Below are 24,678 nucleotides of genomic sequence, written 5' to 3'. Positions count from 1 at the left end.
TGTACTTGTGAGCATTGAAAAAGAGACATTAGAATAACCACTTAACCAGTTACCAGTGAAATTATATCGAAGAAAAACAATGAAATACCTGATTGCTTCCGTTGCTCTCGCCGCCGTTGCATCAACCGCGCAGGCTCAATCTCTTGTATTTGGGGCGGGATACGCCGATTTCTCGGACAGTCAGTCTGAAGATCAAGCCATATTTTCGTTGGAATATCAGCACAGACCGTTTCACGAGGCGACAAGGTTCAGTGCGACGTGGGGTGGTGCGCTGACCGTCGACCAATCAGGCGATACACATATCGGCGTCGGTCTGATCGGTATCTACACGTTTGCAGACCAGTGGTTTGTTGAAGGCAGCGTGATGCCGGGATACTTCTCTGAGGCCGACGAACTTAACGATCTTGGCGGCAGCTTTCAGATCCGCAGCCTGCTGGGCGTGGGATACACACTGAACAGCGGCAACAAACTGTCGCTAGCAATCACGCATAAATCGAATGCCAGCACGCAGGACGAAAACCCGGGTTTGAACGCAGTCTTCCTGCGATTCCACAAGGCGTTCTGATACCTTGTCGACAAGCCGGGATTGATTTTCCGTCAAAGTTTCTGCACATCAGGTTCAAACCTGATTGCAAGGACATCCGATGACCCGTATCGACGCCAAATTCGCCGCCCTGAAAGCCGAAGGGAAGAAAGCCTTTGTCGCCTACATCATGGCTGGCGATCCCGACTATGACACCTCGCTTGAGGTCGTAAAGGGTTTGCCGGGCGCCGGTGTAGACGTCATCGAACTGGGTCTGCCCTTTACCGACCCGATGGCAGATGGACCCACCATTCAGGCCGCAGGTCAGCGGGCACTGGACGGAGGCATGACCCTGCAGCGGACGCTCGACCTTGCGCGTGCCTTTCGTGAAACGGATGATACGACGCCCATCGTGCTGATGGGATATTACAACCCGATCTACAGCCGTGGCGTTGAGCAGTTTCTGTCTGATGCAAAGGCCGCAGGCATCGACGGCCTGATCGTCGTGGACCTGCCGCCGGAAGAGGACGAAGAACTGTGCCTTCCGGCGCAGGCGGCCGGACTGAACTTTATCCGTCTGGCAACTCCGACTACCGACAACAAACGCCTGCCCCGCGTTTTGCAGAACACTTCGGGGTTCGTTTACTACGTCTCGATCACCGGCATCACCGGGGCCGCCGAAGCACAGGCTACGGATGTCGGCCCAGAGGTGGCGCGGATCAAGGCGGCAACCGACCTTCCGGTGATTGTCGGCTTTGGCATCAATACTCCGGAAAAGTCGCGCAACATCGCAAGCGTTTCTGACGGCGCGGTTGTCGGCTCGGCTATTGTCAGCCAGATCGCTGCAGGCAGGCCGGTGAACGAGGTTCTCGACTTTGTCAAAACACTTTCGGACGGTGCCCACGCCGCCTGAACTGCCGTACCGCACAACACAATTCTGAAGCGCCGCAGCCGGTCAAAAGCCGGTTGCGGTTTTCTTTTTGCGTCCTAACACTTTGAAAAAGCGGCTGGAAACCCGAAGTGCCGGGTGCGGCACATACCCGCAATCTGTTTTGTTGCGATCTGATTGAAAAATTGGTAAAGAAACTTAACCAATCCTCTGAGGGCCCGGAAATCATGCCAGTCATCACCAACATCGAAGACCTGAAACGGATCTACGAACGCCGAGTGCCGCGCATGTTCTACGACTATGCGGAAAGCGGCAGCTGGACCGAGCAAACCTTCCGCGAGAACAGCTCGGATTTTGAGAAAATCCGTCTGCGTCAACGGGTGGCCGTGGACATGACCGGGCGTTCGACCTCATCCCAAATGATTGGGCAGGATGTCTCCATGCCGGTTGCGCTTGCCCCCGTTGGGTTGACGGGTATGCAGCACGCCGATGGTGAGATGAAGGCCGCAAAAGCCGCCGAGGAGTTCGGGGTGCCTTTTACCCTGTCCACAATGTCGATCAACTCGATCGAAGACGTGGCCGAGAACACCTCCAAACCCTTCTGGTTTCAGCTCTACACGATGAAAGACGAGGATTACGTCGGCCGTCTGATCCAGCGTGCCAAGGATGCGAACTGCTCGGCGCTGGTAATCACGCTTGACTTGCAAATCCTTGGCCAGAGGCACAAGGACCTTAAGAATGGCCTGTCCGCCCCACCAAAGCTGACCGCAAAAACAATCGCCAATCTGATGACGAAATGGGCCTGGGGCATCGAAATGTTGGGCGCACATCGGCGCGAGTTCGGCAATATCGTGGGCCATGTCGAAGGCATTTCGGACGCATCTTCGCTTGGCGCTTGGACTGCCGAGCAGTTCGATCCCAGTCTGGACTGGGGCAAGATTGAAAAGCTGATGGAGAAATGGGGCGGCAAGGTAATTCTCAAGGGCATTCTCGACGCTGAAGATGCCAAAATGGCAGCAAAACTGGGCGCAGACGCCATCGTCGTGTCCAATCACGGCGGCCGTCAGCTGGATGGCGCACTCAGTTCGATCCGTATGCTACCCGAAATCATGGATGCGGTCGGCAGTGACATCGAAGTGCATCTGGATAGTGGCATCCGGTCAGGTCAGGACGTGCTGAAAGCTTTGGCCATGGGTGCCAAGGGGACCTATATCGGCCGCGCCTTTGTCTATGGGCTGGGCGCGATGGGTCAGAAAGGCGTCACCACCGCCCTTGAGGTCATTCAAAAGGAACTGGACACTACCATGGCCCTCTGCGGTGAACGCAGCGTATCCGATCTTGGTTCGCATAACCTGCTGGTACCCAAAGATTTTGGTGGCGTCTGGCAACCCTGACGGGAACTGGATAATCTCCCGCGCATGTTCATATGCAGCGCTCAGAATCTGGCCTTTGTTTCCGTTCCCAAGACCGGGAGCACGGCGATCAGGATGGCGCTGCGTCCCTACGCCGACATCATGTTCACCAGATGGCGCAGGCACATGTCCGCGCAGAAATTCGGCAGTCAGGTTGCCCCCTTTCTGAAAGAGTCGCTGGGCCTGAACCCCGAACGTTTTGCGGTCATGCGCGAACCAGAAGAACAAATTCGCAGCTGGTATCGGTATCGTATGCGTGAAAGCAATTCAGACGGGCCGACCAGCACCACCGGCATGGATTTCGACCAGTTCGTTCTGGACGCTCTGTCGGACGACCCGCCATCCCATGCCCGAATCGGAACCCAGTGGCGCATGCTGACGGGAAGGGATGAGCTTTTGGTTCATCACCTTTTTGCATATGAAACGCCAAATCACCTGCGCGGTTTTCTCAATGAACGGTTCGGCACGGAAATCGGGTTGAAAACCGTCAACGTTTCGCCCCCGGTGGACGCGCCACTTTCAGAGAAAACGCGGCAAAAACTACGCCGCGCAAGACAGAGTGAATACGTGCTTTATGACATGCTCATGGAGGCTGGCGGCCACCTAGAAAACCGGTTCTGATCAAAGGCCGTAAAAGCACTTTTCAAGCCAAATGAAACAGGCTATATGCGCGGCTTCACGCGGGCATACAGCCTTGGAGGATGCCCGCCCTAACATTGGAGAATTATCATGGCTGGAGAGATTCCTGATCTCGTAGCTCTGGAACGGACGGGGACAGGCAAGGGCGCCGCTCGTCAGGCACGCCGCGACGGCATGGTTCCGGGCGTTGTATTCGGTGGCGACAAAGACCCGCTGGCGATTCAGATTCCGTTCAACGAACTGTTCAAGCGCCTTAAAGCTGGCCGGTTCAAGTCGACCCTGTGGAACCTGAAGGTTGAAGGCCACGAGGACGTCCGCGTCATCTGCCGCGACGTTCAGCGTGACGTCGTCAAGGACCTGCCGACCCACCTGGACCTGATGCGTCTGCGCCGGACCACCAAAATCGCGCTGTTCATCCCGGTTGAGTTCATCAACGAGGAAGAAGCCCCCGGCATCAAGAAGGGCGGCGTTCTGACTGTTGTCCGCCCCGAGGTCGAACTGGTCTGCACCGCGGGTGACATCCCTGAAAAGATCACCGTTGATCTGACCGGAATGAACATCAACGACGTCGTCACCATCTCGTCGGTCGAACTGCCCGCAGGCACCAAACCGACCATCGACCGCGACTTCGTGATCGCCAACGTTTCGGCACCGACCGGCCTGGCCACCTCGGACGACGAGGAAGAGGGCGAAGCCGAAGTGGCACCCGATGAAGTTGAAGTCGTCGGCGAAGAATAAGCCACGCGACAGCAATGCAAGTTTGAAACAGGGTCCTTCGGGGCCCTGTTTTTTCTTCAAACATTCAATTAACAACATTTATTCAGAAATGGCGCTATAGTCACTCGCAGGCCGACATTTCGGGCCGTTTTGGCAAGAAATCCTTATCCAAAGGGAGAGCGATTATGACCAATACGTTTCATGTTTCAGCCGCCGTTCTGGGGGCATCACTGCTGGGCTTCATCTGCACTCCGGCATCTGCGCAGGTACAGGATACCTTGCCCAGCAAGGACGACGTTGCAGAACGTTTCACCTCGGACCATTTCTCACCCTATGCAGGGCGCAATTTTCCGACGCAACTTCTGTGGGGTGACACGCACCTGCACACCGATGTTTCGGTGGATGCCGGAACGATGACGCGCCTCAGTCAGGAAGACGCGTTCAAGTTCGCGCGCGGCCACGAGGTTACGACGACACACGGGTTGCAGGCCAAGCTGGCAAGACCGTTGGACTGGCTTGTGGTGTCCGACCACGCCGAAATGTACGGCCTGATGCCGCAATTGCTGGGTGGCGATCAGGAAATTCTGGCAACGGAACAAGGCAGGCTCTGGTACGATGCCCTGAGCAGCGGGGACAATGACGTGGTATTTAACACGGCGATGCAAATCGTGGCTTCGCTGTCGGGCGACGAGCCCCCGATTGATAATCCCAAGGCCACAAAAAAAGCCTGGCAACATTACACGGCCCTTGCGGACCAGTATAACGAACCGGGCGTTTTCTCTGCCCTTATCGGCTATGAATGGACGTCCGAGGGCGGCGACAACATCCACCGCAATGTCATTTTCCGCGATGGAGCGGAGATGGCCAATCAGGTTTTGCCGTTCTCGCAATTCGACAGCAAGAATCCCGAAGATCTTTGGGCTCATCTGGCCGACTATGAAGACCGGACCGGCGGTGATGTCCTTGCCATCCCCCACAACGGCAACCTGTCCAACGGGCGTCTGTTTTCGGTCTCGAACTTCGACGGCTCACCTCTGACCGAAGACATGGCCCGCCTGCGTGCCCGTTTCGAGCCGGTCATCGAAACCACACAGATCAAAGGCGATAGCGAAGCACATCCGTTCCTCAGCCCCGACGACGAATTCGCCGATTTCGACACCTGAGACGCATCAAACCTGAACGGGACCGAAGCCAAGACCGAGGACATGCTGCAATACGAATACTCGCGCGAGGCTTACAAAACCGGTCTGATGCTGGAAGAGACGCTGGGCATCAATCCCTTCAAGGTCGGTCAGATCGGTTCAACCGACGCGCATACCGGGATGGCAGCGGTCGAAGAAGACAACTTCTTTGGCAAGCATTCGGGCGTTGAACCCGAACCCAACCGCTGGGAACATCTGGTGATCGAAGCGCCTGATCCGGAATTTTCGATTTACGGATGGAAACAGGCATCAGGCGGATATGCCGCCGTTTGGGCCCCGGAAAATACCCGCGAAGCAATCTTTGATGCGTTGGAGAGACGCGAGGTTTATGGAACCACCGGGTCCCGCATCATGGTCAGGTTCTTTGGTGGATGGGACTTTACACCGGATGACGCCCTGTCCCGCCTGCCTGCGGATCTGGGATATGCGAAGGGCGTTCCGATGGGCGCTGATCTGCCACCCCAAAGCGGCGATGGTGCCCCCAATTTCCTGATCGCGGCCCTCAAGGATCCGTTCAGCGGAAATCTGGATCGCGTTCAGGTCATCAAAGGCTGGCTGAACGCCGATGGCACACGGGGCGAAAAGGTCTATGACGTGGCGTGGAGCGGCGACCGTCAACCGGGCGATGATGGAAAGCTGCCATCGGTCGGCAGTACGGTCGATGTTGAAAACGCGACCTGGACCAACACGATAGGCTCACCGGAACTGATCACATTTTGGGAAGATCCTGACTTCGATCCGTCTCAGAAGGCATTCTATTATGTGCGCGTCATCGAAATTCCCACACCAAGGTGGACTGCGTACGAGGCGAAACGCTTTGACGTTCAAATGGACCCGGACGTTCCTATGACCACAACCGAGCGGGCCTATACCTCGCCGATCTGGTTTACCCCAAAAGGATAAGGAGTCAGGATCGGGCCGCGATTTCCCGTTGCGGCCCGTCTGGATTTTTTCGTCAATTCAGGGCATGACAGCGGCCAAGTGAAAAGCAGCACGGGGCGATGCCATGAAACTCTTTGTCGGATTGGGAAATCCGGGCCAGAAATACGCCCGCAACCGACATAACATCGGGTTCATGGCGTTGGACCAGATCGCCGGTGATCACGCTTTTGGCCCATGGAAATCCAAGTTTCAGGGCGAGATTGCCGAAGGGCGGCTTGGCACCGAAAAGATCTTGCTGTTGAAACCAATGACCTTCATGAACCGGTCCGGCCAGTCGGTCGGTGAGGCGATGCGGTTTTTCAAACTCGACTCGACGGACGTCACCGTCTTTCACGACGAACTGGACCTTGCCCCCGGCAAGGTGCGGGTAAAGGCAGGTGGGGGCCATGCCGGGCATAATGGCCTGCGCTCGATCCATGATCATATCGGCGCGGCCTATGACAGGGTGCGGTTGGGCATTGGACATCCCGGCAGCAAGGACAAAGTCTCGCCCTATGTCCTGAGCGATTTCGCAAAAGCCGATGCTGAGTGGTTGGATAATGTTCTGCGGGGCGTATCCGATGGCGCGCCAAATCTGGCGGCGGACGAAGGCGGGAAGTTCATGAACGCCGTGTCCCTACGCACGGCACCTGCACGATCTTCCAAAACCACAAAGCCCGAGGCACAGGACAACGCAGCCAATCGCACCACCGCGCCTGCGGAACCGGCACCTGACACGCGGTCTCCGATGCAGAAACTTTTGGATAAGTTCAAATAAGGCCGCAAACCACACCCAAAATTGCCGCCACGTAGAGATTGCGCAAACCGCAGACACGCGCTCCAATACCCATGTAGATGGAGGGGTGTAATGCGAACAATCCTGAAATGGCTCGGCCGTATTCTGTTGGCATTGATTCTGGCAGCAGCCGTTGTCGGATTCTGGAAGCGCGAAGAAATCAAACGCCTCATGGCGGTGAATTCGTTGTTTTCCGAAGAAAATATTGTCCACAACTTCTCCAACATGGACGCCGCTTTCCTGACGGCCCCCTTGCCGCGCGGCAATGGGCCGACAAGCGAGCTTGCCTATGGTGCCGAATACACCCTGCCGGAAGACGCCGCCGGGTGGATCGAGGACCGGGCCGTGACCTCTCTGCTTGTCATGCAGAACGGTGATATCAGGTTCGAGGAGTATTTTCTGGACACCACCCCCGAGGACCGCCGGATTTCGTGGTCCATCGCCAAAAGCTATCTCTCGGCCCTGTTCGGCATCCTTCTGGCCGAAGGCGAAATTGACTCCCTGGACGATCCGGTGACGAAATACGCACCCCAGCTCAAAGGTAGCGCCTACGAGGCCGCGACCATCCGAAACGTCCTGAATATGGCCAGCGGGGTGACCTTTAACGAAGATTACCTCGACTATAACTCGGATATTAACCGCATGGGCCGGGTCGTAGCGCTTGGCGGAGAGCTGGACGATTTCGCGGCCTCCCTGACAGACAGTTTCGCACCTCCCGGAGAAACCTGGCAGTATGTCTCGATTGATACCCATGTGATTGGAATGGTCGTCCGCGGCGCCACGGGGCGCAGTGTCACCGAATTGATAACCGAGAAAATCATCCACCCACTGGGACTTGAGAGGGATGGATACTACATCACGGACGGCGCAGGTGTTGCGTTTGTGCTAGGCGGGCTGAACTTCACAACGCGGGATTTCGCGCGGTTCGGGCAGATGATCCTTGAAAACGGGATGTACAACGGCCAACAGATCGTCCCCGCCGAGTGGATATCGGAATCCACCTGGCCCAGCGCCCCGACCGCTTCGGGCAAGATCGGCTATGGGTATCAATGGTGGATACCCGTCGGCGCGCATGAGGGCGAGTTCATGGGGCGCGGCGTTTATGGGCAGTATCTGTATTTTGATCAGGCCCGTAACGTTCTGATCGTGACCACAGGCGCGGACAGAAAGTTCCGCGAACCGGGCGTGAATGAGGCGAATATCGAAATGTTCCGCAAAATCGCACAAAGCCTGTAAGATGGATTCATGCAGAAAGAAGACAGCATAAATGTTCTGGGCGGCGTCCTGTCCCCATGCTCGCGAAATCCGCTAACCGGGTTCTTTCGGGATGGCGCCTGCAATACCTGCCTCGAAGACAGGGGCAGCCATACGGTCTGTGCCGTTATGACTGCAGAATTTCTGGCCTTTTCTAAATACGTCGGCAACGATCTGAGCACACCGCGCCCGGAGTTCGATTTTCAGGGACTTAAACCCGGTGACCACTGGTGCCTATGCGCGGCCCGCTTTCTTCAGGCCCATGACGAGGGCTGCGCCCCAAAAGTAAATCTGGAAGCAACCCACAGGCGCGCGCTGGATATCGTGCCAATCAAACTTCTGGTCGAACACCGAATTGATAGCTGATCCGGATCAGCCCAGATCAGAACGCCATCTGCCAGGTCAGGCTGACGCTGTAGCTTTCAAACCCGCTTTCGCCGATCCCGTCATAGAACATGTTGGCCGACAGCACGCTGCTGTTTTCAAGCAGATAGTCAAAGCCCAGATCGGCGCGTCCGCGCGCGGTATCTCCGATCGGTGATACACCCGGCGCGACACCCGTACCAGACGTGGTACTCCAGACTCCGGACAGACCACCGGTCAGGGTCATCTGTCCGCGCTTGACGGGAAGCGGACGGCTGAAATCCAGACCCAGCTTGGCCGTGGTCAGGCTGAAATCCTGCTGAGGGATCAGATTGCCCAGACTGTCGACATAGGCGTCCTGATCATCGCTGACATAGCTTACGTCCAGATGCGGCATGAGGGTTGTCTGACCGCGCAGCATTTCACCGGTTACCCGGGATTGCAGCAACCAGCGATCACTGTCGAACTTATCGCGGTAGGTGCCCAGCGGTGAGATTTCGTTGCTGGTTTGCCCATAAAGGGCGCGGCCTTCGAAATAAACCGGGTGGTCGGGCAGTTTCGCCACAAGATATGGACCGATCAGCCAGCCAGTGCCGTCAACCTCGGACGACCCGCTTTCGCTTTTGGCGTAATCGAACTGCAGCATGGCCCCGACCAGCAGGTTCTGGTTGATCCGCCGATGCGCCCCCAGAACAGCCAGCGCATATGCACTGTCCACGTTATCCTGCGAACTCCAGTTGCCGGTTACATTAAACCAGACCGGCAGGGATGGATCGCTGGCAAACTCCAGATATCCGACTCCGCGGGTGACAGACGTATCCAGCACACCTGCTCCGGTTCTCTGCAAAAACTGCGTCAGCTTTGGCTGGTTGGTCGCCAGATTGTTGGCCCGCGCATATTGAAAGGCCTGAATCTGTCGCTGGGTATCCTCGACAATCCGATTGGCAACGGTCACCTGGTTCGAGGCAACGCTGGGGTTGCCCGCCAGATCTTCGGCTGCGCCCGCTTCGACCACGACACCAAGGTCTCCGCCCCCCGATGGCGTAATCATCGCAGAATAGGATTGTGGCCCGCCGGAAAGCGCACCAATTGTCCCGTTGGTGACTGAAATACCTGACGTACTGAAATTCTGAACAGCTTCGGAAAATGTGAAGGTGACCCGGATGGGATCAAGGCTGTTGAAGTTCGAAGGAAGACCCGAAATGGTCACCGTCGGCCCGGATGAGTCATAGTTAACGGTCACCGTGTTCGAGGCCAGATTGGTATTCCCCGCCGCATCGGTAAACACCCCGGCCGGGATCGACAACTCAACCAGCCCGTTGGCCTGAGGCGTCAGTGTCGCGGTATAATTCTGGCCCGATCCGGTCATCGTGGCGGTCGCGTTGACCAATGCCAGATCACTCACGACGAAATCGGTGCTGGGTTCACTCAGTGTGATCTGCGCGGTAAAAGTTCCGCTCCCCGTCGATGCCAAAGGCGCAATGGTCGCCGTTGGCCGGGTAACATCCGCTGCGGTGCGCGTGTTGATGAACTGCGTGGTTGTCGCTCCGGACAAGGCCATTTCGTACCTGTAAAGTGTACCGCCCGGCGCTTCGCGCGCCGTGAAAACGACGCCCATATAGTCATCCGTGGCATACGTCCCCTGAGCACCGTCCTGACTGATGATGGTGACGTCCAGCCAGCCCATACTGGCAAGGCCAGCCGGGGTGATCGCCGCCTGAGGCACGATTGAACCTCCGGAAAAGATCATGCCGCCCGGCACTTCTCCTACAAGTCCAAAGGAAAGAAAGGCGGTCGTACTGGGGCTCACTGGAATGTTGACGACGGTAACCTGTTGCCCATTTGGTGACGAAGCAGATGTTGTAATAAACGGAGGGCCAAGCGCCGCACCTTCCCGACTGGTTCCCGCCAAAAATATTACGGCCAACAAACACAGGCACACAATTCTGCGTACAAGGGACCAAACCATCCCGACCTCCTACAGCGCCATCGAGGCGCAAACACACGCACGCGAAAAAGGAAACTGCCTTCCCCTGCGCACCACTTCCGCTCCCGCTACATTCGGGGCTCCCCAAGACTGACAACCTGAAATTGCAAGTCGAAGGGAAAGTTAAATCAAATCTTAAGAGTTGTATAGCTGCCGGAATTTCACGACCCGTTCAGCCGAGTCCGCCCGGATTGGCACCCTGCTGGTTCTATAGGCAGCCAACCCGAGCGAAATACAGTAACAGTCACGAATGATTAACAAATCCCGGATCTTTGCCAGCCACGTCTCCTACGGGGTTGGTACATTGCAACAACGCCGAACAATGGGTTTTTGCTGCAAAACAAGATACAATCCCAACAAATTGACAGCAATTCGCAAGTATTTGAAACATTGCCAACGGCCCTGATAGTAAGCCCAGTCGAATCGACCGGGCTACCGTTTACCGTGTCAGGAATCAAATCCAGGTTGTTCCTGACTTCACCCAGCCTGACGCCCTTCGGTGTCCGACATGTCGAATCCAAGGAAATTGGCAACAGTCTGAACGTCCTTGTCCCCGCGTCCACACATGTTCATGCAAATCAGGTGATCTTTGGGCAGGTCAGGCGCAATCTTCATGACATGGGCAAGTGCGTGACAAGGCTCAAGCGCTGGGATGATCCCCTCGGTCGAACAACACAGCTGAAACGCCTCAAGCGCCTCCATATCCGTGATCGACACATACTGGGCACGCCCCACCTCGTGCAGCCAGGAATGCTCGGGCCCGATACCCGGATAATCCAGACCTGCGGAAATCGAATATCCTTCCAGAATCTGCCCGTCATCGTCCTGCAGCAGATAGGTGCGGTTGCCATGCAGAACACCGGGTCGGCCACCAGTCAGCGAGGCACAGTGTTCCATCTTTTCGTCGACACCCTTGCCACCAGCTTCGACACCAATGATGTTGACCGATTTGTCATCGAGGAACGGATAAAACAGGCCCATCGCGTTCGAGCCACCACCGATGGCGGCAATGATGGTATCGGGCAGACGGCCTTCGGCCTTATGCATCTGTTCCTTGGCTTCCTTGCCGATGATCGACTGGAAATCGCGAACCATTGCCGGATAGGGATGCGGCCCGGCCACGGTACCGATGCAGTAGAACGTGTCGCGCACATTGGTCACCCAGTCGCGCAGCGCGTCGTTCATGGCGTCTTTCAGCGTGCCACGGCCAGAGGTCACCGGAATCACTTCAGCGCCCAACAGGCGCATGCGGAACACGTTCGGAGCCTGACGCTGAACGTCATGCGCACCCATATAAACCACGCATTTCAGGCCGAATTTGGCGCAGACGGTGGCGGTCGCCACGCCATGCTGCCCGGCGCCGGTCTCGGCGATGATCCGGGTCTTGCCCATGCGGCGTGCCAGAATGATCTGACCCAGCACGTTGTTGATCTTGTGCGCGCCGGTATGATTCAACTCGTCCCGCTTGAGATAGATTTTCGCCCCGCCCAGATGCTCGGTCAGACGTTCCGCGAAATACAGCGGCGAGGGGCGGCCCACGTAGTTGGCCCACAGATCATCCATCTCGGCCCAGAAGGTCGGATCGTCTTTGGCCTTTTCATACTCCTCCTCCAGCGACAGGATCAGCGGCATCAGAGTCTCGCTGACGAACCGTCCGCCAAAGATACCAAAACGGCCCTGCTCGTCGGGGCCGGACATGAAGGAATTGAAAAGATCGTTGGCCATGGGTGTCTCCATCGTCGTACCCGTCGTTCATAGGAGGTGGCGCAGGGATTTTCCATGGCAAAAAGTACTATCCTGTTGCAATCGGATTTTGCCGCCAAAACCGATATGCCTGATCACGGGTTGGAACCCCGATGCAGGGAAAACAGCACGACCGATAGGTGATCGCCAGACGCGAAGCAGTCTGGATTATGCGACGATGAGGCCCAGAATGGGCGAATGTCAGCATTGCCTCGGCATCCTGCCAGACGCTGAGGGAAAACCAGAACTCATCGCGAGGGAACAGGTCGGCATGAAAACAAAGCGGGTCATCCTGTGCCTGCCTCAATGCCTGATCCGAACGCCAGCGGAGCTCCGGATTCAGAACCCGGTTTTGCGGACGAAACCCGCCAATCGCTGCCAACATCTTTGCGCCCTCCTGAACAAGGGGTACGCAAAGACAGGTCTATCAGATCACCGGGCCGCGTTGATAAAGGCCTGAATCAACGTTGCATCCTTGACGCCCGGCGCACTTTCCACCCCGGAAGACACGTCAATCTGACGGGCGCCGGTCATTCGAATGGCCTCAGCAACGTTGTCGGGTGTCAGACCACCGGCCAGCATCCAGGGCTTGCGCCAGTACTTGCGCCCGGCAAGAAGGCGCCAGTCGAAAGCCAGACCATTTCCACCGGGTAACTCCGCGTTTCGCGGGGGTTTGGCATCAATCAGCAACTGATCCGCCACGTCCATGTACAGGTCGATCTGCGCCAGATCCTCGGCATCGGCGATTCCAATGGCCTTCATCACCGGCAGACCGAACCGGTCTTTGACCTCCTGCACACGTTCAGGGCTTTCTTTGCCGTGCAATTGCAACATGTCCAGCGGAACATCAGACAGTATGGCCTGCAAATCCTCATCCGTCGCGTTGACGGTCAGGGCTACTTTGGCGATCCCGGCCGGCACGTCCTGCGCCAACTGGCTGGCAGTCGATACACTGATGTTGCGCGGCGACTTGGGAAAGAAAACAAACCCCACATACCGTGCGCCCGCATCCACGGCGGCACGCACCTGTTCTCTTGCGGTCAGACCGCAGATCTTGATGCTGACATCATCGGACATAGGATCGCCTCAGCTTGCCTCATCCAGCAGCGCAAGCACCTCGTCCTTACCTTCGTTCTGCTTTTTCTTGAGCTTGTTTACTTCACGCTCAAGTTTGCGAACTTCGCTTTTCTTTACTACGGCGTCCTTGCGGTGCTTATGCTCGCGCAGCCATTCCCAGATGAAACCGATGATCAGGCCGGCCACGACCCCACCCAGAACCACAAGGAACAACGGCAGCGACGCCGAGAAGTTGAACCCCAGCAATTCAGCCAGAGCGTCCGGCATCAGTTTCAGTTCCACCGCCGCGCGGTTGGCCAAAGAGACGGAGACCAGAATGATCCCCAACGCCGCCAGAAAGGCATAGCGAAGATAACGCATCATGAGTTCAGGCTTTTCCGTTTAAACGATCCCTGAGCAATTTGCCGGTCTTGAAAAACGGCACATGCTTTTCTTCTACTTGCACTGTTTCGCCGGTTCTGGGATTGCGACCAATCCGCGCGTCACGCTGTTTGACCGAAAATGCCCCGAAACCGCGCAGCTCGACCCGGTCACCGCGTGCCATCGCATCGGTCACCTCTTCGAACACGGTGTTCACGATCCGCTCGACATCGCGCTGATAAAGATGCGGATTCTCATCGGCGATTTTCTGAATCAATTCTGAACGGATCATGCGCTCTTCCCTCCCAGGCCACCGGTTCGTGTCGTCTACTGCTCTGGTAGTATAGAAAAAAACCCGGATCGGGGGAACGTAAACTCTGTGTGCTTTGGGACCATTTTTCGGCAATACAGAAGATTTTTTAGGTTCAACCCGCGTTTCAGAGCCAATTGCACACGCAATAGGGGAATTTGCCCTCAAATTTGGAACTTATTGATTCGCAACAAAAACGGCCCCGTGCAATTGCACGGGGCCGTAATTCTGCACCTTGATGGCGTGTCGGCTTAGTCGCCGGATTTCAGCGCTGCACCAAGGATATCGCCCAGCGACGCGCCCGAGTCGGAAGAACCGTACTGTTCCACGGCCTCTTTCTCTTCGGCGATTTCGCGCGCCTTGATCGACAGACCCAGACGGCGGGTCTTGCTGTCGACATTGGTGACGCGAACGTCGATCTTGTCACCGACCGAGAAACGCTCGGGGCGCTGTTCGGCACGGTCGCGGCTCAGATCCGAACGGCGGATGAAGGATTTCATGCCTTCGTATTCCACCTCGATGCCGCCATCTTCGATTGCGGTCACTTCGACGGTCACGATCGAACCACGCTTCACGCCGCCCACGGCTTCGGCGAACTTGTCACCGCCCAGGGCTTTGATCGACAGCGAGATACGCTCTTTCTCGACGTCAACTTCCGAGACGACGGCCGAAACCATGTCGCCCTTGCGGTAGTTCTGGATAGCATCCTCGCCACGCTCGTCCCAGGACAGGTCGCTGAGGTGAACCATGCCGTCGATGTCGCCTTCGAGGCCGATGAACAGACCGAATTCGGTGATGTTCTTGACTTCGCCTTCGACCTCGGTGCCCTCGGGGTGTGTTTCTGCAAACACTTCCCATGGGTTGCGCTGAGTCTGCTTCAGGCCCAGGGATACGCGACGCTTGGCGCCGTCGATTTCCAGAACCATGACGTCGACTTCCTGGCTGGTCGAAACGATCTTGCCGGGGTGGACGTTTTTCTTGGTCCAGGACATCTCGGAAACGTGCACCAGTCCTTCGACACCGGCTTCCAGCTCGACGAACGCACCGTAGTCGGTGATGTTGGTGACGCGGCCCTTGTGCACCGAACCCAGCGGGTACTTGGCGCCGACCAGATCCCACGGATCATCTTGCAGCTGCTTCATGCCCAGGCTGATGCGGTGGGTTTCCTTGTTGATCTTGATGACCTGAACGTTGATGGTCTCGCCGATCGTCAGGATCTCGGACGGGTGGTTCACACGGCGCCATGCCATGTCGGTGACGTGCAGCAGGCCGTCAACACCGCCCAGGTCAACAAATGCACCGTATTCGGTGATGTTCTTGACGACACCCTCGACGGTCTGACCTTCGGACAGGTTGCCGATGACTTCGGCACGCTGTTCGGCACGCGATTCTTCCAGGATTGCGCGGCGCGAAACAACGATGTTGCCACGGCGGCGGTCCATTTTCAGAATCTGGAACGGCTGCTTCAGACCCATCAGCGGGCCAGCGTCGCGCACGGGGCGGACGTCAACTTGCGAGCCGGGCAGGAACGCAACTGCGCCACCCAGATCGACGGTGAAGCCACCTTTGACGCGACCAAAGATTGCACCTTCGACGCGCTGGTCGTCGGCATATGCTTTTTCCAGACGGTCCCATGCCTCTTCACGGCGGGCCATCTCGCGCGAGATGACGGCTTCGCCACGGGCGTTTTCTGCGGCGCGCAGGTAAACTTCGACCTCGTCACCAACAGCGATTTCAGGGGCTTCGCCGGGATTTGCGAATTCTTTCAGATCAACGCGGCCTTCCATTTTGTAGCCTACGTCGATGATGGCTTGGCCGGCTTCGATCGCCAGAACCTTGCCTTTGACAACAGAACCCTCTTCGGGTGTGTCCATTTCGAAGCTTTCATTCAGGAGGGCTTCGAATTCCTCCATGGATGCGTTAGCCATGTGGCGTTGTTTTCCTTTACATACGTTTTTTCTGGCCGAGCGGTTGTCTCCGCCGGTCTTAAGGATTGGTCAGGCAATCTGACTTTTTCGCCACAAAACAAAGAGGGCCGGTTCTTGTCCGACCCTGCTCGTCTCTTTCTTTTATGGCTCAAATCGCCTTGTCGACGCGCGCTCTATACCCAGTTCACCGGGTCGCCGCAAGCCCCGCGCGATAAACGCAAGGAATGTCGCAAGCGGTCGCTCAGTATGCGGTCTTGTCTGTTAGGACTGTCGTGAACTGCACAGGAGCGGCGCATGTCGGACAAACTGAACTTTCTGGTCATCATTGCGGACGAACACCGCAAGGACGCCATGGGATGCGCGGGGCATCCAATCGTGAAAACGCCGAATCTGGACGCGCTGGCCAAACGTGGCACCATGTTCGACGCCGCCTATACACCTTCGCCCATGTGTGTTCCCACCCGGGCAGCTTTGGCAACCGGCGATTGGGTCCACAAGACCGGACACTGGGACAGCGCCACACCCTATTCAGGAGAGCCACGCAGCTGGATGCGCCAGTTGCGCGACGCCGGGCGCGAAGTAGTGTCCATCGGCAAGCTGCATTTTCGGACCACCGAGGACGACAACGGATTCAGTCAGGAAATTCTGCCGATGCACGTGGTTGGCGGCGTCGGATGGGCCGTCGGGTTGCTGCGCGAAAACCCACCGGAATATGATTCGGCGGCGGAACTGGCCGGAGATGTCGGTGTGGGCTCCAGCACCTATACCGACTATGACCTCGATATCACGCAGGCAACCGAAGAATGGCTGGCCGACCCCAAGCGGACCGAACAGCCCTGGGCCGCCTTTGTCTCACTGGTCAGCCCGCATTACCCGCTGACCTGCCCCGAAGAATGGTACGCGCTTTATGATCCTGCGGACATGGACCTGCCGGTTGGTTATGGGCAGGGACTGCCCGATCATGAGGAACTGAAGAACATCGCCGGTTTCTTCAACTATGACGACTATTTTGACGAACAGAAAATGCGCGAGGCCAAGGCCGCGTACTATGGCCTGACGTCATTGATGGACGATTGCGTCGGTCGCGTGTTGCGCGCCCTCGAAGCCAGCGGCCAAGCCGAAAATACCGTGGTTGTCTATGTCTCGGACCACGGGGACATGATGGGCGATCAGGGTTTCTGGACCAAACAGGTAATGTACGAGGCCAGCGCGGGCGTACCGATGATCGCTGCCGGTCCTGGTCTTCCCGAAGGCCATCGGGTTACCACCTGCACCAACCTGACGGATATTGCCGCCACCGCTCGCGACGTGTGTGGCGTGGCCGAGGACGCAGGCAATGCAGGTCAGCCCGGCCAGTCATTGAGAACCATCGCCAACGCGCCCGACGACCCAGACAGAACGGGGTTCAGCGAGTATCACGATGGCGGCTCCAAAACTGGCAGCTTCATGGTTCGGTGGGGAAACTGGAAATATGTCCACTATGTCGGCCATCCACCGCAACTGTTCGATCTGAATGCCGACCCGCACGAGCAAGTTAACCGCGCCATCGAAGGTGTGAACGACCCCCGGATCAGTGCAGCACTGGCCGAGGGCGAACGGCGCCTGCGCGAAATATGCGACCCCGATCAGGTCAATGCCCGTGCCTTTGCCGATCAGCGCAAAAAGATCGAGGAACTGGGAGGGGAAGAGGCCTGCCGCACGGCGTTCGTCTTCAACCACACGCCAACGCCATCCGAACAGGATAAGATGCGCGAGGGCTCGCCGCTTTAGATCAGAGTTCCTCGCCCTTTTTCAACAACTCGTCGATCAGGGCGCGCTGCAGGTTGTTGCTGTCGCCACCGCCAAACTGCGCCGCGCCGCCGGTGTAAAGCGTGCCATAGGTCTTGGCCACGTTCACGGTCTGCGCCACGCCCGAGATGAACTGATCCTTCTCCAAGGGTGACAGCGGGTGGATGAAAACGGCCCACAGCGTGTCGTTCGCGATGGCATAGCGCGCATCCAGCGCGCTGTCGAAATTGGCCTGCATCATTCGGCGCATATCCTCGGAGGACAGCTCCTGCGCGCTGCGGATTGGAACCATTGCACGCATTCGGTCGGCTGTCGGATCGGTGATGACCAGAACAGGAACGTCCGACACGGTCAGTTCGAAACCCGGGCCACGGGGCTGCGCATCAGGGTCGAGGACAAAGATGATCTTGCCCAGCCGCTCATATGTCATGGGCGGTTCTGCCTCCTGAGCGGACAGGCTGCCGGCAAAAAGGATCAAGGCAACAACAAGTCGGATCATCACGGTACTCCTGCGGTTTTCACGCCAACAATAGGGGGCGATCCGGACACTGGCCAAACAAAGCTTGGTGAACGGAATTTTGGTATCGCCCTGAATTTCCGAACGATCTGCAATGTTTTGCGGCCTCTCTGCGATAACGCGTTCAAACCTTTGTTCCTACCTTTTCAACACCGGCCGGAAACGGCGTGGAAACTGATCCGAAAAAAGGAAGGAAAAACCGATGAAATCCCTTGTTCTGACCGCCCTGATTGCCGCTTTGCCTCTGGCCGCAGCGCCCGCCTTTGCCGCGGACGAGATCAATGTTTCAAACGGCATCTCAGCGGGGGGTGCGCCGCTGGCTGCGCATGGGGTCGACCTTGTGGCGCTGGTCAATGACGGCAACCCGGTCGAAGGCTTTGCCACTCACTCAGCCACCTATGACGGCGCGTCCTATTACTTTACCACCGAAGAAAACCACGACGCATTTGTGGCTAATCCGGCTGCCTATCTGCCGCAGCACGGTGGTTTTTGCTCTTACGGAGTTTCTGTGGGCAAAAAGTTTGACGGCGATCCCGATCAGTATGTCGTCACCGACGGAAAGCTGTTCCTGTTCCTGAATGCGGCGACCCGCGCCAAGTTTCTGGAAGACGTGAGTGGCACGGCTCAAGTCGCAGATGGTCAATGGTCGAAAATCCGCAGCATTGCGGTCGGCGAACTGTAACCCGGTCTGATCTGGCGGGCCATCTTGCCTGCAACTCTGCCTGCGTCGCTTATGTCTTCGCGGGCAGTTTTGACCGGACCTGTGCGATGGCACGATCCAAAGCCTCTTCCACCGACAAATTCGATGTATCAAGCAAAACCGCATCCTCGGCGGGTTTCATGGGCGCCGCACTTCGGCCCGCATCACGCGCATCCCTTTCGCGCACGTCTGCAAGGACGCCATCACGCGTGACGTCCTCACCTTTGGCGCTGAGTTCAAGAAAGCGACGTTCGGCGCGCACTTCGGGGCTGGCGGTGACATACAGCTTTACTTCAGCTTGCGGGCAGATAACCGTCCCTATATCCCGGCCATCCAACACCGCACCGCCGTCACGCTTGGCAAAGGAGCGCTGAAAATTCACCAAAGCGGTGCGGACCTCGGTATTAACCGCAACTTTCGATGCAGCCTGCGCCACATCAGCCGTGCGTAAATCACCCTGATCCAGTTCTTCCGCCGTCAACGCCTGAGCCGCCGCAACCGGGTCTTCGCCGTTCAGCACCCGGCGTCCGACAGCGCGATACAGCAGGCCCGTATCCAGATGGGCAAACCCAAAATGCGCAGCAACCGCTTTCGAGATCGTCCCCTTTCCGGCGGCGGCTGGACCATCGATGGCTACGGTGAAACTCATCATCTTCTCCGGAAAATCTGTACCCCAAGGCCTTAGCAACAGGACCCCCAAAAAGGAACCTGAAATGCGCCTTGCCCGGCGAAGCCCGCCCCGCTTCACAGTCAGAAGCCGAGTTTCACCAGAAGCCGCAATATCCCGAAACCGGACCGCTGTTGATCAGATCAGCCGCGTGCCAGTTTGGCCCCAAGCCCGCCCATCAGCGGCTCGAAGATCGGAAAGGAAGTGGCAATTGGGCCGCCGTCATCCACCGAAACAGAGCTTTGCGCGCCCATGCCCATCACCATGAAAGACATGGCAATGCGATGGTCCAGATAACTTTCGCAGGTGCCGCCGCCGGGAACGCCACCGATGCCCAGCCCTTCGACGGTCCACCAGTCGTCACCTTCTTCAACCGTGACGCCATTGGCGCGCAATCCACGCGCCATGGCGTCGATGCGGTCGCTTTCCTTGACGCGCAATTCCTTGACGCCACCCATCATCGTGGTGCCCGTGGCATTGGCCGCAACAACCGACAGGACGGGGTATTCGTCAATCATCGACGCCGCACGCTCGGGCGGAACGGTGATCCCCTTCATGTCCGGCGAATAACGGGCGCGCAGGTCGGCAACCGGCTCGCCACCTTCTTCGCGCTCATTTTCATAGCTCAGGTCGGCCCCCATTTCCCGCAGAGTGGTGAACAGACCCGCGCGGGTTGGGTTCAACCCGATCCCAGGCACCAGTACGTCCGAACCCGGCGTGATCAGAGCGGCACAAACAGGAAAGGCCGCGCTGGACGGGTCGCGCGGAACCGCAATGACCTGCGGTTTCAGCTCAGGCCGCCCGGTCAGGGTGATCACGCGCCCCTCATCGGTATCTTCGACCGTGATTTCGGCACCGAAACCGGCCAGCATCCGTTCAGAGTGATCGCGGGTCGCCTCCTGTTCGATCACGACCGTTTTGCCCGGTGCATTCAGCCCTGCCAGCAACACTGCGGATTTCACCTGCGCCGAAGGAACCGGCACCTCATAGCGCACCGGGACTGGATCGGCTGCGCCCACGATAGTCATTGGCAAACGCCCACCGGAACGCCCGACCGATTTTGTTCCGAACAATGCCAGCGGATCGGTAACCCGCGCCATCGGCCGCTTGTTCAGGCTGGCATCCCCGGTAAACGTTGCCGAGATCCCAGATGTGGCCATCGCGCCCATGATCAAACGCACACCGGTGCCGGAATTACCGCAATCGATCACCTGATCGGGTTCGGCAAATCCACCAACGCCTACGCCGTGGACCGACCAGTTGCCGCCTCCGTGATCGATCACTTCTGCCCCAAGGGCACGCATCGCCTTGGCGGTATCCAGAACATCCTCGCCTTCCAGCAAACCGGAAATCTTCGTCTCACCTACCGCCATTGCCCCAAGGATCAGCGACCGGTGCGAGATCGATTTGTCGCCCGGAACCTCAGCCGTACCCGTCAGCGGGCCGCAGGGATGAGACGTCATCGGGATGGGCGTGCCGTGTCCGGACATGGGGGCTCCTTTTGCGCTATCAGTCACTGCCGATTAGCGAATTGGCGCCGCAGCGTCCAGCGGCAATACTAGGTCGCGTTGCTTTGGCCCTTGTTCTCAGATCTCGCCCAGCCATCTGGCGGGGTTTTCTTCCGCGATCTGGCGGAACACTTCTTCACCCAGTGCGTTCCTCAGGCGGAAACACACGGACCGCTCGGACAGCTTTTCCTGTCGGGTCATGTAATAGTCTGAACCAAATAGAACCCTTGATCGCAGGCGCGCGCCTTCTTCGTCCTCTCCCATCAGGAAGATACGCAGGAAGGGCACGAAATCTTCGAACTGAAACAGGGTATAGGAAATATCGGTCCATAAGCCCGGATAGTCACCACTGCCAATCATACGGCGGATCGCCACCTGCCAGTTTCGGCTGTAAGCATCATCAAGCGGATCATTCCGTTCCGGATTGACGTATGCCTCCCAGTCGCGCTGCCCGCCGAAATGTGCAAGACATATCCTCAACCCGGGAAAGGCGCGCATGACCGGAATATAGGCCTCGGGCTCGGTATACCGATCTGCCCAGTGATCCGACAGGTCCCGCCCCTGAACCCCGCCACGCGAACAATGGGTCATCAGCGGCAGTCCGTTGCGTTCCATCTTCGGGTAGACGCGTTCCATCAACACCGGATCATCCGGTGCAAATCCCAGACGCGGATAGATCTTCACACCGCGAAAGCCAAGCGTGTCTATTGCGCGCCACAACTCCGTTGCCTGCGGGTCCGCACGCGGGTCAATCGTCGCGAACGGGATGACCGATCTTCCAACTTCGGGATTCCGCGCAAGTTCGGCCAGCTCATCATGTTGGGCACGCAATGAAACGGCTGGCGCGCCAAATCCAAAAGCGGACAGTTCCATCGGCAGAACGACGAAGCGGGTGCTGTCAGGATAATGGCGTCGCATGTTGTCCAGAATGGACCGCTGACTATCTGCCGTTGTTTCCTTTTGAAAGCGATACAGCCGGTCAAGCTTGTCGGCGACCGGATGTTGCCCGATCATACGTGCGCCAAATGCCAGCACTTTTATGATCCAAGGCATTCGTTTGAACGGCTTCAGGGCCGGATAGGGATAATCCTCGGGCACGTGCTGCCCGTGAAACAGGTGCGTATGGCAATTGGTAATCTGAAAGTCGGACATGGCAATTCCTGAAAGAACGTCTGGAAAGGGAAGTGCAATCTGCCCCCCATTCTAACACAGCTCTCAGGTCTTGCGGGATCGTGATGCGAATTAGTCGCCTGTCCGGCGGAACGTCAGATAGTGCGGCAGCCGCCCCTCGCGCAGCGCCTTTTGTTCGTAACGGGTCGATATCCAGTCATCCCATGGCTCGCGCCAGTCGGCGGGGCCTTCGGCCAGCCATTCGAAACCAGCGCGCGGCACCTCCTCCAGTGTTTGCCTCACATAGTCGGGGATGTCAGTTGCCACACGAAAGATCGATCCCGGTTTCAGGACGCGCGCCAGCGGTTCCAGATGTTCAGGCGTGACGAACCGTCGGCGATGGTGGCGCTTCTTGGGCCAGGGATCAGGATATAGAAGAAAAGCGCGCGAGATACTTTGTTGAGGCAGCACATCGAACAGATCGCGGGCGTCCCCCGGGTGTACAGAAAGGTTATTGACGCCTGCACGACGAATTTTACCCAGCAGCATCGCGACACCGTTGATGAAAGGCTCTGCACCGATGATGCCGATATCCGGGTTTTGCCCAGCCTGATGCACAAGATGCTCGCCGCCGCCAAAGCCGATTTCCAGCCAGACTGGTTTGCCCCCAAACAGTCCATCCAGATCAATGGGGGCGCGCTGAGGGTTGCTGTCCCAGTCCACGGCGCCGGGTGACAGTGCCGCGAGGTCTTCGCTCAGATACGTCTTTTGACTGGGCTTCAGGGTTTTTCCTTTGAAGCGGCCATAGAAGTTTCGGCGGGGGCGTTGCGGGGTCTCGGTGCTCATGGCGGTGGCCATACTGCGGAGGCTTGCCCGTTGCAAGAGGGGCCGTTCCGCGGCTGGATGTGGGGCCAACCCCCACACCCCCGAGATATTTCAGGCAAGAGGAAACGGCGCAGCCTTTAGGATGCGCCGAACCCTCGTTTTTTGTTAGACGGCCCGTTTCAGGGCGTCAGCCAGATCGGTGCGTTCCCAGCTGAATCCACCATCTGCATCGGGCTCACGGCCAAAGTGACCATAGGCCGCCGTGCGCTGGTAGATCGGCTTGTTCAGCTCGAGATGTTTGCGGATGCCGCGCGGTGTGAGGTCCATGACCTGACCTACGGCCTTTTCGATCTCGGCATCCGACACCTGACCGGTGCCGTGGGTATCCGCATAGATGGACAGGGGTTTCGAGACGCCAATGGCATAGCTAAGCTGAATTGTGCAGCGTTCGGCCATACCCGCCGCAACCACATTCTTGGCCAGATAGCGCGCAGCATAGGCTGCCGAGCGGTCAACCTTGGTCGGGTCCTTGCCCGAAAACGCACCGCCGCCGTGCGGCGCGGCACCGCCATAGGTATCCACGATGATCTTGCGGCCCGTCAGGCCCGCATCCCCGTCCGGTCCGCCGATGACGAACTTGCCGGTCGGGTTCACATGCCATTCTGTTTCGCCGTTCAGCCAGCCCTCGGGCAGGGTTTCGCGAATATAGGGCTCGACGATCTGGCGGATGTCATCCGAGCTCAGCGTCTCGTCCAGATGCTGAGTCGACAGAACAACCGAGCTGACGCCAACCGGCTTGCCATCGCGATAAACGACGGACAGCTGCGATTTCGCATCCGGACCCAGTGCCGGTTCGGTCCCGTTTTTGCGCACTTCGGCCAGACGGCGCAGGATTGCGTGCGAATACTGGATCGGAGCAGGCATCAGCGCAGGGGTTTCGGTCGTAGCGTAGCCGAACATGATACCCTGATCGCCCGCACCCTCGTCCTTGTCATCGGATGCATCCACACCCTGGGCGATATGGGCCGACTGTTCGTGCAGCAGGTTCGTCACCTCGACGGTTTGGTGGTGAAACTTGTCCTGCTCGTAGCCGATATCCTTGACACAGGCGCGTGCGATTTCATCGATGCGCCCCATATAGTCGTGCAGTTTGTCCTGATCCGACAGACCAACCTCGCCCCCGATCACCACGCGATCAGTCGTTGCGAAAGTCTCGCACGCGACGCGCGCTTCGGGTTCTTCGTTCAGGAATGCATCAAGCACGGCGTCCGAAATCCGGTCGCAGACCTTGTCGGGGTGCCCTTCGGAAACGGACTCCGAAGTGAAAGTATAATTCTGACGGGACATAAAAAGTGCTCCATTAGGGTCAAGCCCACCACGCCAGGAAGCCGTTGTGACAGGCGAAGATCGGGATACGCGCAGGGACACCGGGGGTCAATTGG

The 24,678-nt window shown here is 57.8% G+C and carries 23 protein-coding genes, 1 pseudogene and 1 riboswitch; of the genes and pseudogenes, 11 read left to right on the top strand and 13 right to left on the bottom strand.

Annotated features, from left to right (window positions below; all coding sequences use genetic code 11):
* Positions 1–79: 79 nt before the first annotated feature.
* From ACR0NW_RS18135 to ACR0NW_RS18095, 9 genes and pseudogenes are all read left to right on the top strand, one after another.
* Entirely contained in the window at positions 80–565 is a 486-nt protein-coding gene (locus ACR0NW_RS18135) for an acyloxyacyl hydrolase (RefSeq protein WP_480451904.1), read from the top strand.
* A 79-nt stretch (positions 566–644) separates the two neighbouring features.
* A complete protein-coding gene (trpA, locus tag ACR0NW_RS18130) occupies positions 645–1,436 on the top strand; it encodes a tryptophan synthase subunit alpha (RefSeq protein ID WP_480451902.1) in 792 nt (263 codons plus the stop codon).
* Between the two features lie 203 nt (positions 1,437–1,639).
* Entirely contained in the window at positions 1,640–2,806 is a 1,167-nt protein-coding gene (locus ACR0NW_RS18125; RefSeq protein ID WP_480451900.1) for an alpha-hydroxy acid oxidase, read from the top strand.
* Positions 2,807–2,899: 93 nt separating this feature from the next.
* Entirely contained in the window at positions 2,900–3,445 is a 546-nt protein-coding gene (locus ACR0NW_RS18120; protein ID WP_480451898.1) for a hypothetical protein, read from the top strand.
* A gap of 108 nt (positions 3,446–3,553) precedes the next feature.
* Entirely contained in the window at positions 3,554–4,201 is a 648-nt protein-coding gene (locus ACR0NW_RS18115; RefSeq protein WP_170654132.1) for a 50S ribosomal protein L25/general stress protein Ctc, read from the top strand.
* A gap of 164 nt (positions 4,202–4,365) precedes the next feature.
* Positions 4,366–6,285: pseudogene (locus ACR0NW_RS18110) on the top strand (DUF3604 domain-containing protein).
* A gap of 103 nt (positions 6,286–6,388) precedes the next feature.
* On the top strand, positions 6,389–7,081 hold the full coding sequence (gene pth, locus ACR0NW_RS18105; protein WP_480451896.1) for an aminoacyl-tRNA hydrolase: 693 nt from the start codon (positions 6,389–6,391) through the stop codon (positions 7,079–7,081).
* A 90-nt stretch (positions 7,082–7,171) separates the two neighbouring features.
* Positions 7,172–8,335, top strand: a complete 1,164-nt coding sequence (locus ACR0NW_RS18100; protein ID WP_480451895.1) for a serine hydrolase domain-containing protein — start codon at positions 7,172–7,174, stop codon at positions 8,333–8,335.
* A 9-nt stretch (positions 8,336–8,344) separates the two neighbouring features.
* The gene (locus ACR0NW_RS18095; protein ID WP_170654140.1) at positions 8,345–8,719 is read left to right on the top strand and encodes a DUF2237 domain-containing protein; all 375 of its coding nucleotides are present in this window, start codon (positions 8,345–8,347) and stop codon (positions 8,717–8,719) included.
* Between the two features lie 16 nt (positions 8,720–8,735).
* Here the strand turns inward: ACR0NW_RS18095 and ACR0NW_RS18090 are convergent, their stop codons facing one another.
* The 7 genes from ACR0NW_RS18090 to rpsA all read right to left on the bottom strand — a co-directional run bounded on the left by ACR0NW_RS18090 (position 8,736) and on the right by rpsA (position 16,121).
* Positions 8,736–10,685: an Ig-like domain-containing protein gene (locus tag ACR0NW_RS18090; RefSeq protein WP_480791890.1), complete on the bottom strand. Its 1,950-nt coding sequence runs from the start codon at positions 10,683–10,685 to the stop codon at positions 8,736–8,738.
* A 495-nt stretch (positions 10,686–11,180) separates the two neighbouring features.
* Positions 11,181–12,428, bottom strand: coding sequence for a tryptophan synthase subunit beta (gene trpB, locus ACR0NW_RS18085; protein ID WP_170654144.1), 1,248 nt, complete (start codon positions 12,426–12,428; stop codon positions 11,181–11,183).
* A gap of 67 nt (positions 12,429–12,495) precedes the next feature.
* Positions 12,496–12,831, bottom strand: coding sequence for a hypothetical protein (locus ACR0NW_RS18080; RefSeq protein WP_480451891.1), 336 nt, complete (start codon positions 12,829–12,831; stop codon positions 12,496–12,498).
* 47 nt (positions 12,832–12,878) lie between these two features.
* Positions 12,879–13,523, bottom strand: a complete 645-nt coding sequence (locus tag ACR0NW_RS18075; RefSeq protein ID WP_480451890.1) for a phosphoribosylanthranilate isomerase — start codon at positions 13,521–13,523, stop codon at positions 12,879–12,881.
* A 9-nt stretch (positions 13,524–13,532) separates the two neighbouring features.
* Entirely contained in the window at positions 13,533–13,883 is a 351-nt protein-coding gene (locus ACR0NW_RS18070) for a LapA family protein (protein WP_170654431.1), read from the bottom strand.
* A 7-nt stretch (positions 13,884–13,890) separates the two neighbouring features.
* A complete protein-coding gene (gene ihfB / locus ACR0NW_RS18065; RefSeq protein ID WP_170654150.1) occupies positions 13,891–14,175 on the bottom strand; it encodes an integration host factor subunit beta in 285 nt (94 codons plus the stop codon).
* Between the two features lie 269 nt (positions 14,176–14,444).
* Positions 14,445–16,121, bottom strand: a complete 1,677-nt coding sequence (gene rpsA / locus ACR0NW_RS18060; protein ID WP_170654152.1) for a 30S ribosomal protein S1 — start codon at positions 16,119–16,121, stop codon at positions 14,445–14,447.
* Between the two features lie 294 nt (positions 16,122–16,415).
* On the opposite strand from rpsA, the gene ACR0NW_RS18055 reads away from it, so the two are divergent.
* The gene (locus ACR0NW_RS18055; RefSeq protein ID WP_480451888.1) at positions 16,416–17,891 is read left to right on the top strand and encodes a sulfatase-like hydrolase/transferase; all 1,476 of its coding nucleotides are present in this window, start codon (positions 16,416–16,418) and stop codon (positions 17,889–17,891) included.
* 1 nt (position 17,892) lies between these two features.
* Here ACR0NW_RS18055 and ACR0NW_RS18050 read toward each other — a convergent pair whose 3' ends face one another.
* A complete protein-coding gene (locus ACR0NW_RS18050) occupies positions 17,893–18,408 on the bottom strand; it encodes a hypothetical protein (RefSeq protein ID WP_480451886.1) in 516 nt (171 codons plus the stop codon).
* Positions 18,409–18,628: 220 nt separating this feature from the next.
* Between ACR0NW_RS18050 and ACR0NW_RS18045 the strand changes: the two genes are divergently transcribed.
* Positions 18,629–19,108 (top strand): YHS domain-containing (seleno)protein, encoded by a 480-nt coding sequence (locus tag ACR0NW_RS18045; RefSeq protein ID WP_480451885.1) that lies wholly within the window; start codon positions 18,629–18,631, stop codon positions 19,106–19,108.
* 49 nt (positions 19,109–19,157) lie between these two features.
* Here the strand turns inward: ACR0NW_RS18045 and ACR0NW_RS18040 are convergent, their stop codons facing one another.
* The 5 genes from ACR0NW_RS18040 to metK all read right to left on the bottom strand — a co-directional run bounded on the left by ACR0NW_RS18040 (position 19,158) and on the right by metK (position 24,583).
* Positions 19,158–19,775, bottom strand: coding sequence for a (d)CMP kinase (locus ACR0NW_RS18040; protein ID WP_480451883.1), 618 nt, complete (start codon positions 19,773–19,775; stop codon positions 19,158–19,160).
* A 161-nt stretch (positions 19,776–19,936) separates the two neighbouring features.
* Positions 19,937–21,283 (bottom strand): 3-phosphoshikimate 1-carboxyvinyltransferase, encoded by a 1,347-nt coding sequence (aroA, locus tag ACR0NW_RS18035; protein ID WP_480451882.1) that lies wholly within the window; start codon positions 21,281–21,283, stop codon positions 19,937–19,939.
* A gap of 96 nt (positions 21,284–21,379) precedes the next feature.
* Positions 21,380–22,453 (bottom strand): amidohydrolase family protein, encoded by a 1,074-nt coding sequence (locus tag ACR0NW_RS18030; protein ID WP_480451880.1) that lies wholly within the window; start codon positions 22,451–22,453, stop codon positions 21,380–21,382.
* A 90-nt stretch (positions 22,454–22,543) separates the two neighbouring features.
* Positions 22,544–23,257, bottom strand: a complete 714-nt coding sequence (gene trmB / locus ACR0NW_RS18025; RefSeq protein WP_480451878.1) for a tRNA (guanosine(46)-N7)-methyltransferase TrmB — start codon at positions 23,255–23,257, stop codon at positions 22,544–22,546.
* A 144-nt stretch (positions 23,258–23,401) separates the two neighbouring features.
* The gene (gene metK, locus ACR0NW_RS18020) at positions 23,402–24,583 is read right to left on the bottom strand and encodes a methionine adenosyltransferase (RefSeq protein WP_170654167.1); all 1,182 of its coding nucleotides are present in this window, start codon (positions 24,581–24,583) and stop codon (positions 23,402–23,404) included.
* Positions 24,584–24,589: 6 nt separating this feature from the next.
* Positions 24,590–24,639, bottom strand: a riboswitch (SAM-SAH riboswitch).
* Positions 24,640–24,678 lie beyond the last annotated feature (39 nt).

The sequence above is a fragment of the Ruegeria sp. CF5 genome (genome assembly GCF_056537325.1).
Note: the sequence above shows the minus strand (reverse complement) of the source record. Positions and strands in the feature narration are given on the sequence as shown.